This is a genomic window from Pseudomonas sp. NPDC090203 (assembly GCF_044746765.1).
GTDB lineage: Bacteria > Pseudomonadota > Gammaproteobacteria > Pseudomonadales > Pseudomonadaceae > Aquipseudomonas > Aquipseudomonas putida_AD.
Window position 1 is genome coordinate 214,822 of record NZ_JBIVCV010000010.1, and the last position, 12,507, is coordinate 227,328.

Below are 12,507 nucleotides of genomic sequence, written 5' to 3' on the forward strand. Positions count from 1 at the left end.
GACGCGTATTTTCAGGCCCGCAGGGCCATTACCGATCAGAGGATATTGCCCATGAGCGTTCGCGTTGGAATTGTCATGGACCCCATCGAGCGCATCTCCTATAAAAAGGACAGCTCGCTGGCCATGCTCCTGGCAGCGCAAGCGCGCGGCTGGTCGCTGTTCTACATGGAGCAGCAGGACTTGTATCAGGTCGCAGGCCAGGCCCGCGCCCGCATGAAGCCTTTGAAGGTCTTCGCCGACCCTGAGCACTGGTTCGAATTCGAAGCCGAAATCGACAACGGCCTGGATGACCTGGACGTGATCCTGATGCGCAAGGATCCTCCGTTCGACATGGACTTCATCTACACGACCTACCTGCTGGAACAGGCCGAGCGCGCCGGCACCCTGATCGTCAACAAGCCGCAGAGCCTGCGCGACTGCAACGAGAAGCTCTTCGCCACCCAGTTCCCGCACTGCACCCCGCCGACGCTGGTGAGCCGCCGCGCCGATATCCTGCGTGCTTTTGCCGCCGAACATGGCGATGTGATCTACAAGCCACTGGACGGCATGGGCGGCACCTCGATCTTCCGCCATCGCGCCGAAGACCCGAACCTGTCGGTGATGCTCGAAACCCTGACCGTCAACGGCGCCCACCAGATCATGGCCCAGGCTTACCTGCCAGCGATCAAGGACGGCGACAAACGCATCCTGATGGTCGATGGCGAGCCTGTGCCGTATTGCCTGGCGCGTATTCCGGCTGCCGGCGAGACCCGTGGCAACCTGGCTGCCGGTGGCCGTGGCGAAGCCCGCCCCTTGAGCGAACGCGACCGCTGGATCGCCAACGAGATCGGCCCGACCCTGCGGGAAAAAGGCCTGCTGTTCGTAGGCCTGGACGTGATCGGCGAGCACCTGACCGAAATCAACGTCACCAGCCCGACCTGCATCCGCGAGATCGACAATGCGTTCGGCACGGATATCGGCGGGTTGCTGATGGATGCGATCGAGAAGAAGCTCAAGGCGCGCTGAGCTCCGACACTGTAGGAGCGCGCTTGCCCGCGATGGCGGTGTGTCAGATGGCAATGATGTCATAGACAGATCGCGGTCGCGGGCAAGCGCGCTCCTACAGTTGTTGTGGCGGCTGGCTGCCCATTAATCGGCCAACACGCATCAAAGCGAAAGTCCCTACGAACATTGCGTTATCATGCGCGGCCTGAATTTCGCCCCAGGGTGGTTTTTTGCAATGCTGGCTCATGCGATACCGGAGCGTCGATGAACGCTGCGGTCAACAGTGATCTCCCGATGGCCCTGACCCGTACCTCCGTGCGCCCGGCTGATCGTCTGGGCTTTACCCTGATGATCGCGGCCCTCGTGCACCTGGCATTGATCCTTGGCGTGGGCTTCACCTACGTGAAGCCAGAAAAGATCAGCCAGACGCTGGAAATCACCCTGGCGCCCTTCAAGAGCGACAAGAAGCCCAAGGACGCTGATTTCCTGGCCCAGGAAAACCAGCAGGGCAGCGGCACTCTCGACAAGAAGGCGGTGCCCAAGACCACCGAGATCGCGCCCTACCAGGACACCAAGATCAACAAGGTGACGCCTCCGCCCGCCGCCAAACCGGTGGTCAAGCAGGAAGCGCCGAAGACGGCCGTCGCCACCAAGGCCCAGGCGCCGCAGAAGACTGTCGCCAAGCGTGACGAAGTCAAACCCGAGGAGCCGAAAAAGGCTGCACCCGCGTTCGACAGCACCCAGCTCAACAGCGAGATCGCAAGCCTTGAGGCCGAACTGGCCGATGAGCAACAGGCCTACGCCAAGCGCCCGAAGATCCACCGCCTGAGCGCCGCCTCGACCATGCGCGACAAAGGCGCCTGGTATAAAGAAGACTGGCGCAAGAAGATCGAGCGCATCGGCAACCTCAACTACCCCGAAGAAGCCCGCCGTCAGCAGATCTACGGCAGCCTGCGGATGATGGTGTCGATCAACCGCGACGGCTCTCTCTATGAAGTGCTGGTGCTGGAATCTTCCGGCCAGCCGTTGCTGGACCAGGCCGCCCAGCGAATCGTCCGGCTGGCCGCACCCTTCGCGCCGTTTACCGGCGACTTGTCGGACATCGACCGCCTGGAAATCATCCGCACCTGGAAATTCGCCCGCGGGGACAAGCTTTCCAGTAATTGACCGACACGCGCCTTTGCGACACCCACCCGTACGAGCGCGCTTGCCCGCGACGGCGTCGTGTCAGCCACATCGAATTGCCAGAAAGATCGCGGTCGCGGGCAAGCTCACTCCTACAGGTTATGTGTTGCTACATGAAACCTGACCCGCGTCGCGATTTATCCACCGTCGGGTCGGTTCTGCCAGTTGTCACAACAGCCCCACGGCGCCACACTAGGGCTCATGAAAAACGTACCCGCGACCTACCTCAAGCATCAGTTTCTGATCGCCATGCCCCACATGCACGATGAGAACTTCGCCCAGACCTTGACCTACATCGTCGAGCACAATGCCAATGGCGCCATGGGCCTGGTCATCAACCGACCGCAAAGCCTCTCCCTGGCGGACATCCTTGAGCAGCTTCGCCCGGAATTGCCGCCGCCATCGCGCTGCCAGCACATTCCCATCCATGTCGGCGGCCCCGTCCAGACGGATCGCGGCTTCGTCCTTCACCCCACAGGCCAGGTGTTTCAGGCCACTGTGGACCTGGGCGGCATCTCGCTGTCGACCTCCCAGGACATCCTGTTTTCCATCGCCGACGGCTACGGCCCTGATCAAAATCTGATCACCCTGGGCTACGCCGGCTGGGATGCAGGCCAGTTGGAGGCGGAGTTTGCCGCCAATGCCTGGCTGAACTGCGCCTTTGACCCGGCCATCCTGTTCGAACTGGACAGCGAGCAGCGCCTGAATGCCGCCGCCGCCAAGCTGGGGATCAACCTGAGCCTGCTCACAAGCCAGGCGGGTCACGCCTGATGGCCGCACTGCGTCTGCTGCTGGGTTTTGACTACGGCACCAAACAGATCGGCGTAGCGGTCGGCCAGGTGATTACCGGCCAGGCCCGCGAGCTGTGCACCCTCAAGGCTCAGAACGGCGTGCCCGACTGGGACAAGGTCCAGGCCCTGATCAACGAGTGGAAGCCCGACGCCATCGTGGTCGGCCTGCCCCTGAACATGGACGGCACGCCCAGCGAAATGAGCGCACGGGCCGAGAAGTTCTCGCGCAAGCTCAATGGCCGCTTCAACCTGCCGGTCTACACCCACGACGAGCGCCTGACCACCTTCGAAGCCAAGGGCGAGCGCATGGCCCGTGGCGGTCAGCGCGGCACTTACCGTGACAACCCGGTGGACGCCATCGCCGCAGCGCTGTTGCTGCAAGGCTGGCTGGAAGCCAACGGCGCACTGTTTGACACCTGAGCGCCTTACACTGCATCGAATCTGAGTTTTAGCCCTGCCGTCTGCAACCTGCGCGGCGGGGCTCTTGAAGGAGCGACCATGACCCTGCCCAACCCCGCCGAACTGATCAGCCAGATGGCGATCGATCTGAACGCGCACCTGAACAAACGCGGCATCAGCGAACCCCGCTTCATCGGCATTCGCACAGGTGGCGTGTGGGTCGCACAGGCTCTGCTTGAAGCGCTGGGCAGCCAGTCGCCGCTGGGCACGCTGGACGTATCGTTCTACCGCGACGACTTCAGCCAGAACGGCCTGCATCCGCAAGTGCGCCCTTCCGAACTGCCATTCGAGATCGAAGGCCAGCACCTGGTGCTGATCGATGACGTGCTGATGAGTGGCCGCACCATTCGCGCCGCGCTCAACGAGCTGTTCGACTATGGCCGCCCGGCCAGCGTAACCCTGGTGTCGCTGCTGGACCTGGACGCCGCCGAACTGCCGATCCGTCCAAATGTGACCGGGGCGACGCTGGACCTGTCTCCCAACGAGCGCGTCAAGCTGTCCGGCCCGACGCCGCTGACGCTTGAACTGCAAGACCTCTCCACCGATTCCGCCGCCCTTTAAGAGTCCTTTGCGATGACGCCTCTCGACGCCAAGCGCCCGCTGCAACTGAACCATCAGGGTCAGCTGCAACATTTCCTCTCGCTCGACGGTTTGCCCCGCGAACTGCTCACCGAAATCCTCGACACCGCCGACTCCTTCCTTGAAGTCGGCGCCCGGGCGGTGAAGAAAGTCCCGCTGCTGCGCGGCAAGACCGTGTGCAACGTGTTCTTCGAGAACTCGACGCGCACCCGCACCACCTTCGAACTGGCGGCGCAACGGCTGTCGGCGGATGTCATCACCCTGAACGTGTCGACCTCTTCGACCAGCAAGGGCGAAACCCTGTTCGACACGCTGCGCAACCTGGAAGCCATGGCCGCCGACATGTTCGTGGTGCGTCACGGCGACTCCGGCGCGGCGCACTTCATTGCCGAGCATGTCTGCCCGCAGGTGGCGATCATCAACGGCGGTGACGGCCGCCACGCGCACCCGACCCAGGGCATGCTCGACATGCTGACCATTCGCCGCCACAAGGGCGACTTCAAGAACCTGTCGGTGGCCATCGTCGGCGACATCCTGCATTCGCGGGTCGCACGCTCGAACATGATCGCGCTCAAGGCGCTGGGTTGCCCGGACATCCGCGTGGTCGCGCCGAAAACCCTACTGCCGATTGGCGTCGAGCAGTACGGGGTGAAGGTTTATACGGATCTGGACGAGGGCCTGAAAGACGTGGACGTGGTCATCATGCTGCGCCTGCAGCGCGAGCGCATGTCGGGCGGCCTGCTGCCCAGCGAAGGCGAGTTCTACCGCCTGTTCGGCCTGACCACCGCACGTCTTGCCGGCGCCAAGCCTGACGCCATCGTCATGCACCCGGGCCCGATCAACCGGGGCGTGGAAATCGAATCAGCGGTGGCCGACGGCGCCCACTCGGTGATTCTCAATCAAGTGACCTACGGCATCGCAGTGCGCATGGCCGTGTTGTCCATGGCCATGAGCGGCCAAACCGCACAACGTCAGTTCGAGCAGGAGAACGCCCAGTGAAGTTCAGCATCCTCGGCGCTCGCGTCATCGATCCGGTCAGCGGTCTGGATCAGGTCCTCGACATTCATCTGGAAGCCGGCAAGATCCTCGCCCTGGGCGCGGCACCTGCCGATTTCACCCCATCGCAAACCATCGACGGCAAGGGCCTGATCGCCGCTCCCGGGCTGGTCGACCTGAACGTGTCCCTGCGCGAGCCGGGTTACAGCCGCAAAGGCAGCATCGCCAGCGAAACCCGCGCCGCAGCGGCCGGTGGCGTGACCAGCCTGTGCTGCCCGCCGCGCACCAAGCCAGTTCTGGACACCTCGGCGGTTGCCGAACTGATCCTTGACCGCGCCCGCGAAGCCGGCCACAGCAAGGTGTTCCCGATCGGCGCGCTGAGCAAGGGCCTGGAAGGCGAGCAACTGGCCGAACTGATCGCCCTGCGCGATGCTGGCTGCGTGGCCTTCACCAATGGCCTGCAGAACTTCGGCAGCAACCGCACCCTGTGCCGTGCGCTGGAGTACGCCGCCACCTTCGACCTGACGGTGATCTTCAACTCCCAGGACGCTGACCTGGCCGCCGGCGGCCTGGCCCATGACGGCCCGACGGCAGCCTTCCTCGGCCTGCCGGGCATCCCGGAAACCGCGGAAACCGTGGCCCTGGCCCGGGACCTGCTGCTGGTTGAGCAAAGCGGCGTGCGCGCCCACTTCACGCAATTGACCAGCGCCCGTGGCGTGGCCCTGATCGCCCAGGCCCAGGCACGCGGCCTGAAGGTGACAGCGGATGTGGCGCTGTATCAGTTGATCCTGACGGACGAGGCGCTGATCGATTTCTCCAGCCTCTATCACGTGCAACCGCCGCTGCGCACCCGCGCCGACCGCGATGCGCTGCGCGAGGCGGTCAAGTCGGGCGTGGTGCAAGCGATCTCCAGCCATCACCAACCCCACGAGCGTGACGCCAAGCTGGCGCCGTTCGGCGCCACCGAGCCAGGGATCAGCAGCGTGGAACTGTTGCTGCCGCTGGCCATGACGCTGGTGGAAGATGGCCTGCTGGACCTGCCAACATTGCTGGCGCGCTTGAGCTCCGGCCCAGCCTCGGCCCTGCGCCTGCCCACCGGGCAACTGGCGGCGGGTGCGGCGGCGGACCTGGTGCTGTTCGACCCGGCGGCGTCCACCGTGGCTGGCGAGAAGTGGCTGTCCAAGGGCGAAAACTGCCCGTTCCTGGGCCACTGCCTGCCAGGCGCGGTGAAGTACACCTTTGTGGATGGGCGAATCAGCTATATCGGGTGATCTGTTTCCACCCTGTAGGAGCGCGCTTGCCCGCGACGGCGGTGTTTCAGTCCATTCATGCATGGCTGACACACCGCCGTCGCGGGCAAGCGCGCTCCTACAAGCCGGCGTCGTTCGGGCCGGCGTCGCCGTTCAAGCCTATGCGGTCGGTCAGCGGCTTTGTGCGTTCTTCATGGACACCTGATCATTGAGCGTCCAGAAGTCATACAACACCCCCAGAAACGCCAATCCGCCGGTCAGCAGGTACAGGATCCCGGTGATCCACTTGCCCTGATACATCCGGTGCACGCCAAACACGCCCAGAAACGTCAGCAGAATCCAGGCGACGCTGTAATCGGTTGAGCCTGCGTTGAAGCGCAGATCCGCCTCACGATCCATCGACGGGATCAGGAACAGGTCGATCAGCCAGCCGATGCCGAGCAATCCCAGGGTGAAAAACCAGATCGTGCCGGTCACCGGCTTGCCGTAATAGAAGCGGTGGGAACCGGTGAAACCGACTATCCACAGCAGATACCCCATGATCTTGCTGTGGGTGTCCGGGCGTTGAACGTCATGCTGATAGGTGTTCATTGGGTACCTCATTTGCCGCGATAGAAAAAAATATGCGTAACTTTTGTGACTTTCGTGCCGCCTTCCGACGTATGGCTTGAACCTCTCGCCTTTCACGCAAACCCTTGTTCTGCAAGGCGATGGCTACAGGCATGTGACAGTTTATGGGTCAAAACTGACCGCAAGGGCAGTAAATTGTTCGACAAATGGCCTCGGAAAGCGTGCAAAAGCTGTTATAAAGTTGCGCGCTGACCAACATGAGCCCTGCCTAATGCGTCCATTTTTAAAGACATGGCTGACTATTTGTCTCTTTATGCCACTGGCCGCCCACGCCACCAATCGTGAGCAAACGCTACCCCCAAGCTTCTCCGGTTTCACTGCGAAAAGTCATCCTTCGCAAACCACCGAAACCACGGTAGCCAGCAATACCACCACCCAGGAAGCACTCGAGGAAACGGCTACGCCGCTCAAGACTTCCAGTAAAAAGAGCCGGGCAATCAAGGCCAAGAACGCCAAGGGTTCCCGCAAGATTTCGCAGAGCACTGTCGCCCTTGCTGCACCTTCGCAGATGGGGACCAAACAGAGCAGCAACGTCGTCAATCGCGCTGTAAAAGCCATTGGCACACCTTATCGTTGGGGCGGCACCAGCCCAACCAAAGGGTTCGATTGCAGCGGTCTGGTGAAGTACGCCTTCAACGACGTCAGTGAAGTGGATCTGCCGCGCACCTCCAACGCCATGGCCGAAGGCCACGGGCAGAAAGTGGACCGCAAGGATCTGAAACCGGGTGACCTGCTGTTCTTCAACATCAAGAGCCGCAAGGTCAATCACGTCGCCATCTACCTGGGTGACGACCGCTTTGTCCACGCACCGCGTCGTGGCAAGTCGGTGACCATCGATACGCTGAAGAAGCCGTATTGGGACAGCCACTACGTGGTTGCCAAGCGCGTACTGCCCAAGCAGGCGCCGAACCACAAAGGCACCGTGCGCATCGCACAGCGCTGAGTTCTCAGGCGACACCGACATTGTAGGAGCGCGCTTGCCCGCGACAGCGTCGTATCAGGCACATTGAAGTTGCCAGACAAATCGCCGTCGCGGGCAAGCGCGCTCCTACAAATGCGCCGCAATCAGAAATTATCCGGCGTCTTCGCCTTCTCGCGAGCGCTCTCGCGGGTAATCAGCCCTTTCGCAATCAAGTCCTTCAGGCACATGTCCAGGGTCTGCATGCCCAACGCCCCGCCGGTCTGGATCGACGAGTACATCTGCGCCACCTTGTCCTCGCGGATCAGGTTACGGATCGCCGAGGTGCCGATCATGATCTCGTGGGCCGCCACGCGACCGCCGCCGACCTTCTTGAGCAGCGCCTGGGAGACGATGGCGTGCAGCGACTCGGACAGCATCGAGCGGATCATCGATTTTTCCTGAGCCGGGAACACGTCCACGATCCGGTCGATACTCTTGGCCGCCGACGTGGTGTGCAGCGTGCCGAACACCAGGTGGCCGGTTTCCGCGGCGGTTAGCGCCAGGCGGATGGTTTCCAGGTCACGCAGCTCGCCCACCAGGATCACGTCCGGGTCTTCACGCAGCGCTGAACGCAGGGCTTCGGCGAAGCCATGGGTGTCGCGGTGCACTTCACGCTGGTTGATCAGGCTCTTCTTGGACTCGTGAACGAATTCGATCGGGTCTTCGATGGTCAGGATGTGGTGATGCTTGTTGGCGTTCAGGTAATCGACCATGGCCGCCAGGGTCGTCGATTTACCGGAACCGGTCGGCCCGGTCACCAGCACCAGCCCGCGGGGCACGTCGGTAATCTTCCGAAACACCTCCCCCATGCCCAACTCTTCCATGCTCAGGACCTTCGAAGGAATGGTCCGGAACACGGCACCCGCGCCGCGATTCTGGTTGAATGCGTTGACCCGGAAACGCGCAACGCCCGGCACTTCGAAGGAGAAGTCCGTTTCCAGATCCTCTTCGAAATCCTTGCGCTGCTTGTCGTTCATGATGTCGTAAATCAGCGCCTGGACTTCTTTCTGATCCAGCGCTGGCAGATTGATCCGCCTCACATCGCCATCGACACGAATCATCGGTGGCAGGCCGGCAGAGAGGTGTAAGTCCGACGCGCCTTGCTTGGCACTGAAGGCAAGCAGCTCGGTAATATCCATACAGCTCCTCATCACATAGAATGCCGCAGACTTTAGCCCTGCTGGCGCAAATCAATGTCCACGATAGCAGAGAACATTTCAACGCTCGCAGAGCGAATTCGTAACGCGGCGCAAGCGGCACAGCGCGATCCGGCATCCGTCGGCCTGCTGGCCGTGAGCAAGACCAAACCTGCCAGTGACCTGCGCGAAGCCCATGCCGCCGGATTGCGGGATTTTGGCGAGAACTACCTGCAGGAGGCCCTCGGCAAACAGGCCGAGTTGAGCGACCTGCCCTTGATCTGGCACTTCATCGGCCCCATCCAGTCGAACAAGACTCGCGCCATCGCCGAGAACTTTGCCTGGGTGCACTCAGTGGATCGTCTGAAAATCGCTCAACGCCTGTCCGAACAACGCCCCGCCGAGCTGCCACCGCTGAACATCTGCATTCAGGTCAACGTCAGCGGCGAGGCCAGCAAGTCCGGCTGCACCCCTGAAGACCTTCCGGCCCTGGCCCAGGCGATCAGCGCCCTGCCTAATCTGCGATTGCGCGGATTGATGGCAATTCCCGAGCCGACCGAAAATGGCGACGAACAGAACGCGGCCTTCGCGGCCGTGCGCACTTTGCAAGATCGATTGAACCTGCCGCTCGACACGCTTTCCATGGGCATGAGCCACGACCTGGAGGCCGCCATCGCACAAGGCGCGACCTGGGTCCGGATCGGCACTGCCCTCTTCGGCGCCCGCGATTATGGGCAGCCTTAACCTTTGCCTCACAGGAAATCCTTCATGAGCAAGACCCGTATCGCGTTTATCGGTGCCGGAAACATGGCTGCCAGCCTGATTGGCGGCATGCGTGCCCAGGGTGTCGACGCTGAACTGATCCGCGCCAGCGACCCGGGTGCCGAAACCCGCGAGCGCATGGCCCGCGAGCATGGCATCAAGGTGGTGGCCGACAACGCCGAAGCCATCGAAGGCGCGGACGTTGTGCTGCTGGCCGTCAAGCCGCAGATGATGAAGGCCGTCTGCGAAGCGCTCAAACCTGCGCTCAAGCCTAACCAGTTGATCGTCTCGATTGCTGCGGGCATCACCTGCGCCAGCATGAAAGCCTGGCTGGGCGAGCAGCCGCTGGTGCGCTGCATGCCCAACACCCCGGCGCTGCTGCGCCAGGGCGTGAGCGGGCTGTACGCCACCGACGACGTGACCCCGGCCCAGCGCCAGCAGGCCGAAACCCTGCTGTCGGCTGTGGGCATCGCCCTGTGGGTCGACACTGAAACGCAGATTGACGCCGTGACTGCCGTATCGGGCAGCGGCCCTGCGTACTTCTTCCTGCTGATCGAAGCCATGACCGCCGCCGGCGTCAAGCTGGGTCTTTCGCCCGAAGTCGCCAAGCAACTGAGTCAGGAAACGGCTCTGGGTGCTGCGCGCATGGCCACCACCAGCGATGTCGATGCGGCCGAGCTGCGTCGTCGCGTGACCTCGCCTGCGGGCACCACGGAAGCGGCGATCAAATCGTTCCAGGCGGACGGTTTCGAAGCGATCGTTGAAAAGGCGCTTGGCGCAGCCGCTCATCGTTCGGCTGAACTGGCCGAACTGCTGGGCAAATAAGGAGCAATTCATGAATGCACTCACCGGCGCCACGATTTTCGTCATTCAGACCCTGGTCAGCCTGTACCTGACCATCGTCCTGCTGCGCTTCGTGCTGCAACTGGTCAAGGCCAACTTCTACAACCCGCTGAGCCAGTTCACGGTCAAGGCGACTCAGCCGCTGCTCAAGCCGATCCGGCGCATCGTGCCGAGCGTTCTGGGCCTGGATACCTCATCCCTGCTGCTGGCGATCGTCATTCAGGCGCTGCTGATGGCCTTCGTGCTGATGATGACCTACGGCACCATTGGCGACGTGCCGCACCTGATGATCTGGTCGCTGCTGGGGATCGTTTCCCTGCTGCTGAAAATCTTCTGGGTGGCGATGATCATCATGGTGATCGTGTCCTGGATCGCGCCGGGCACGCACAACCCGGCGGCGGAACTGGCCTGGCAGATCAGCGAACCGGTGCTGGCGCCGTTTCGCCGGATCATTCCCAACCTGGGCGGCCTGGATATTTCGCCGATCTTCGCCTTCCTGGCGATCCAGGTGGTGCAGTCGTACGTGATGCCCGAGTTGGCCTCGTCCGTCGGCATGCCCCCGGAGTTGTGGCGGTTGATCTAAATCCCGCCCCCACCCCTGTAGGAGTGAGCTTGCTCGCGATGACGGTGGATCAGACGATACCTCGGTCCGGATCTGACGCCATCGCGGGCAAGCGCGCTCCTACGCCCTGCGGGCAGAATCAAAAGCCCGCTCAACGATTTACTTTGTTGCCGCTACCCCGCCCGATCTTTAGACTTACGCCTCATTTCAATGAGAGCAGGGTCGATGTCCACGGTGTTTCCCGAAGATTCTGTCGGTCTAGTCACGCCGCAAACGGCGCATTTCAGCGAGCCTCTGGCGCTGGCCTGCGGTCGCTCGCTGGCGGCCTACGACCTCATCTATGAAACCTACGGTCAACTCAACGCTGCCAAGAGCAACGCGGTGCTGATCTGTCACGCCTTGTCCGGCCATCACCACGCCGCTGGCTACCACAGCAGCGAGGACCGCAAGCCGGGCTGGTGGGACAGCTGCATCGGCCCCGGCAAGCCGATCGACACCAACAAATTCTTTGTCGTGAGCCTGAACAACCTCGGCGGCTGCAATGGCTCTACCGGCCCGAGCAGCATCAACCCGGAAACCGGCAAGCCATTCGGCGCCAACTTCCCGGTGCTGACCGTCGAAGACTGGGTGCACAGCCAGGCGCGCCTGGCCGACCGCCTGGGCATCATGCAATGGGCCGCCATCGTCGGCGGCAGCCTGGGCGGCATGCAGGCGCTGCAATGGACCATGACCTACCCGGACCGCGTGCGTCATTGCCTGGCAATCGCCTCGGCGCCCAAGCTCTCGGCGCAGAACATCGCCTTCAACGAAGTCGCCCGCCAGGCCATCCTCACCGACCCCGAGTTCCACGGCGGCTCGTTCCAGGAACAAGGCGTGATCCCCAAGCGCGGGCTGATGCTGGCGCGCATGGTCGGGCACATCACCTATCTGTCCGATGACTCCATGGGCGAGAAATTCGGCCGTGGCCTGAAGAACGAAAACCTCAACTACGACTTCCACAGTGTCGAGTTCCAGGTCGAAAGCTACCTGCGCTACCAGGGTGAAGAGTTCTCCGGGCGTTTCGACGCCAACACCTACCTGCTGATGACCAAGGCACTGGACTACTTCGACCCCGCTGCCAGCTTCAACGACGATCTGGCGGCCACCTTCGCCAAGGTCTCGGCCAAGTTCTGCGTGATGTCGTTCACCACCGACTGGCGCTTCTCCCCGGCCCGCTCCCGTGAGCTGGTGGACGCGCTGATGGCCGCCAAGAAAGACGTCTGCTACCTGGAAATCGACGCTCCACAGGGCCACGACGCCTTCCTGATGCCGATCCCGCGCTACCTGCAGGCTTTCTCCAGCTACATGAACCGAATTGCACTCTGAGGAC

At 62.3% G+C, this 12,507-nt stretch carries 14 protein-coding genes; 12 read left to right on the plus strand and 2 right to left on the minus strand.

What is annotated here, in order from left to right:
* Positions 1-51: 51 nt before the first annotated feature.
* The 7 genes from gshB to ACIPO9_RS18750 all read left to right on the plus strand — a co-directional run bounded on the left by gshB (position 52) and on the right by ACIPO9_RS18750 (position 6,265).
* Complete coding sequence (gshB, locus tag ACIPO9_RS18720) at positions 52-1,005, plus strand: glutathione synthase (protein WP_400782706.1); 954 nt, start codon at positions 52-54, stop codon at positions 1,003-1,005.
* A gap of 243 nt (positions 1,006-1,248) precedes the next feature.
* Positions 1,249-2,151 carry an energy transducer TonB gene (locus ACIPO9_RS18725; RefSeq protein WP_274131642.1) on the plus strand — a complete coding sequence of 301 codons (903 nt, stop codon included), beginning with the start codon at positions 1,249-1,251 and terminating at the stop codon, positions 2,149-2,151.
* A gap of 219 nt (positions 2,152-2,370) precedes the next feature.
* Entirely contained in the window at positions 2,371-2,940 is a 570-nt protein-coding gene (locus tag ACIPO9_RS18730) for a YqgE/AlgH family protein (RefSeq protein ID WP_400782708.1), read from the plus strand.
* The gene (ruvX, locus tag ACIPO9_RS18735; protein WP_274131646.1) at positions 2,940-3,380 is read left to right on the plus strand and encodes a Holliday junction resolvase RuvX; all 441 of its coding nucleotides are present in this window, start codon (positions 2,940-2,942) and stop codon (positions 3,378-3,380) included. The genes ACIPO9_RS18730 and ruvX overlap by 1 nt, the downstream gene beginning before the upstream one ends.
* Positions 3,381-3,458: 78 nt before the next feature.
* Positions 3,459-3,980, plus strand: a complete 522-nt coding sequence (pyrR, locus tag ACIPO9_RS18740) for a bifunctional pyr operon transcriptional regulator/uracil phosphoribosyltransferase PyrR (protein ID WP_274131647.1) — start codon at positions 3,459-3,461, stop codon at positions 3,978-3,980.
* 12 nt (positions 3,981-3,992) lie between these two features.
* On the plus strand, positions 3,993-4,997 hold the full coding sequence (locus ACIPO9_RS18745) for an aspartate carbamoyltransferase catalytic subunit (protein ID WP_400782710.1): 1,005 nt from the start codon (positions 3,993-3,995) through the stop codon (positions 4,995-4,997).
* Positions 4,994-6,265, plus strand: a complete 1,272-nt coding sequence (locus ACIPO9_RS18750; protein ID WP_400782712.1) for a dihydroorotase — start codon at positions 4,994-4,996, stop codon at positions 6,263-6,265. Before ACIPO9_RS18745 ends, ACIPO9_RS18750 begins: the two co-directional genes overlap by 4 nt.
* Before the next feature lie 150 nt (positions 6,266-6,415).
* Here ACIPO9_RS18750 and ACIPO9_RS18755 read toward each other — a convergent pair whose 3' ends face one another.
* Positions 6,416-6,835: an NINE protein gene (locus ACIPO9_RS18755; RefSeq protein WP_400608700.1), complete on the minus strand. Its 420-nt coding sequence runs from the start codon at positions 6,833-6,835 to the stop codon at positions 6,416-6,418.
* Between the two features lie 250 nt (positions 6,836-7,085).
* Here ACIPO9_RS18755 and ACIPO9_RS18760 point away from each other — a divergent pair, with 250 nt between their 5' ends.
* The gene (locus tag ACIPO9_RS18760; protein ID WP_400782715.1) at positions 7,086-7,817 is read left to right on the plus strand and encodes a C40 family peptidase; all 732 of its coding nucleotides are present in this window, start codon (positions 7,086-7,088) and stop codon (positions 7,815-7,817) included.
* 122 nt (positions 7,818-7,939) lie between these two features.
* Here the strand turns inward: ACIPO9_RS18760 and ACIPO9_RS18765 are convergent, their stop codons facing one another.
* Positions 7,940-8,974 carry a type IV pilus twitching motility protein PilT gene (locus ACIPO9_RS18765; RefSeq protein WP_274131653.1) on the minus strand — a complete coding sequence of 345 codons (1,035 nt, stop codon included), beginning with the start codon at positions 8,972-8,974 and terminating at the stop codon, positions 7,940-7,942.
* 54 nt (positions 8,975-9,028) lie between these two features.
* Between ACIPO9_RS18765 and ACIPO9_RS18770 the strand changes: the two genes are divergently transcribed.
* From ACIPO9_RS18770 to ACIPO9_RS18785, 4 genes are all read left to right on the plus strand, one after another.
* Positions 9,029-9,715 carry a YggS family pyridoxal phosphate-dependent enzyme gene (locus tag ACIPO9_RS18770; RefSeq protein WP_400782717.1) on the plus strand — a complete coding sequence of 229 codons (687 nt, stop codon included), beginning with the start codon at positions 9,029-9,031 and terminating at the stop codon, positions 9,713-9,715.
* 24 nt (positions 9,716-9,739) lie between these two features.
* The gene (gene proC, locus ACIPO9_RS18775; RefSeq protein WP_400782718.1) at positions 9,740-10,558 is read left to right on the plus strand and encodes a pyrroline-5-carboxylate reductase; all 819 of its coding nucleotides are present in this window, start codon (positions 9,740-9,742) and stop codon (positions 10,556-10,558) included.
* Between the two features lie 10 nt (positions 10,559-10,568).
* The gene (locus ACIPO9_RS18780; protein WP_400782720.1) at positions 10,569-11,159 is read left to right on the plus strand and encodes a YggT family protein; all 591 of its coding nucleotides are present in this window, start codon (positions 10,569-10,571) and stop codon (positions 11,157-11,159) included.
* 204 nt (positions 11,160-11,363) lie between these two features.
* A complete protein-coding gene (locus ACIPO9_RS18785; protein WP_274131661.1) occupies positions 11,364-12,503 on the plus strand; it encodes a homoserine O-acetyltransferase in 1,140 nt (379 codons plus the stop codon).
* Positions 12,504-12,507 lie beyond the last annotated feature (4 nt).

Excerpts from the sequence above, each read along its gene's own strand:
- gshB (WP_400782706.1), top strand. The coding sequence starts at position 52 with ATGAGCGTTCGCGTTGGAATTGTCATGGACCCCATCGAGCGCATCTCC.
- ACIPO9_RS18725 (WP_274131642.1), top strand. The coding sequence starts at position 1,249 with ATGAACGCTGCGGTCAACAGTGATCTCCCGATGGCCCTGACCCGTACC.
- ACIPO9_RS18730 (WP_400782708.1), top strand. The coding sequence starts at position 2,371 with ATGAAAAACGTACCCGCGACCTACCTCAAGCATCAGTTTCTGATCGCC.
- ruvX (WP_274131646.1), top strand. The coding sequence starts at position 2,940 with ATGGCCGCACTGCGTCTGCTGCTGGGTTTTGACTACGGCACCAAACAG.
- pyrR (WP_274131647.1), top strand. The coding sequence starts at position 3,459 with ATGACCCTGCCCAACCCCGCCGAACTGATCAGCCAGATGGCGATCGAT.
- ACIPO9_RS18745 (WP_400782710.1), top strand. The coding sequence starts at position 3,993 with ATGACGCCTCTCGACGCCAAGCGCCCGCTGCAACTGAACCATCAGGGT.
- ACIPO9_RS18755 (WP_400608700.1), bottom strand. The coding sequence starts at position 6,835 with ATGAACACCTATCAGCATGACGTTCAACGCCCGGACACCCACAGCAAG.
- ACIPO9_RS18760 (WP_400782715.1), top strand. The coding sequence starts at position 7,086 with ATGCGTCCATTTTTAAAGACATGGCTGACTATTTGTCTCTTTATGCCA.
- ACIPO9_RS18765 (WP_274131653.1), bottom strand. The coding sequence starts at position 8,974 with ATGGATATTACCGAGCTGCTTGCCTTCAGTGCCAAGCAAGGCGCGTCG.
- ACIPO9_RS18770 (WP_400782717.1), top strand. The coding sequence starts at position 9,029 with ATGTCCACGATAGCAGAGAACATTTCAACGCTCGCAGAGCGAATTCGT.
- proC (WP_400782718.1), top strand. The coding sequence starts at position 9,740 with ATGAGCAAGACCCGTATCGCGTTTATCGGTGCCGGAAACATGGCTGCC.
- ACIPO9_RS18780 (WP_400782720.1), top strand. The coding sequence starts at position 10,569 with ATGAATGCACTCACCGGCGCCACGATTTTCGTCATTCAGACCCTGGTC.
- ACIPO9_RS18785 (WP_274131661.1), top strand. The coding sequence starts at position 11,364 with ATGTCCACGGTGTTTCCCGAAGATTCTGTCGGTCTAGTCACGCCGCAA.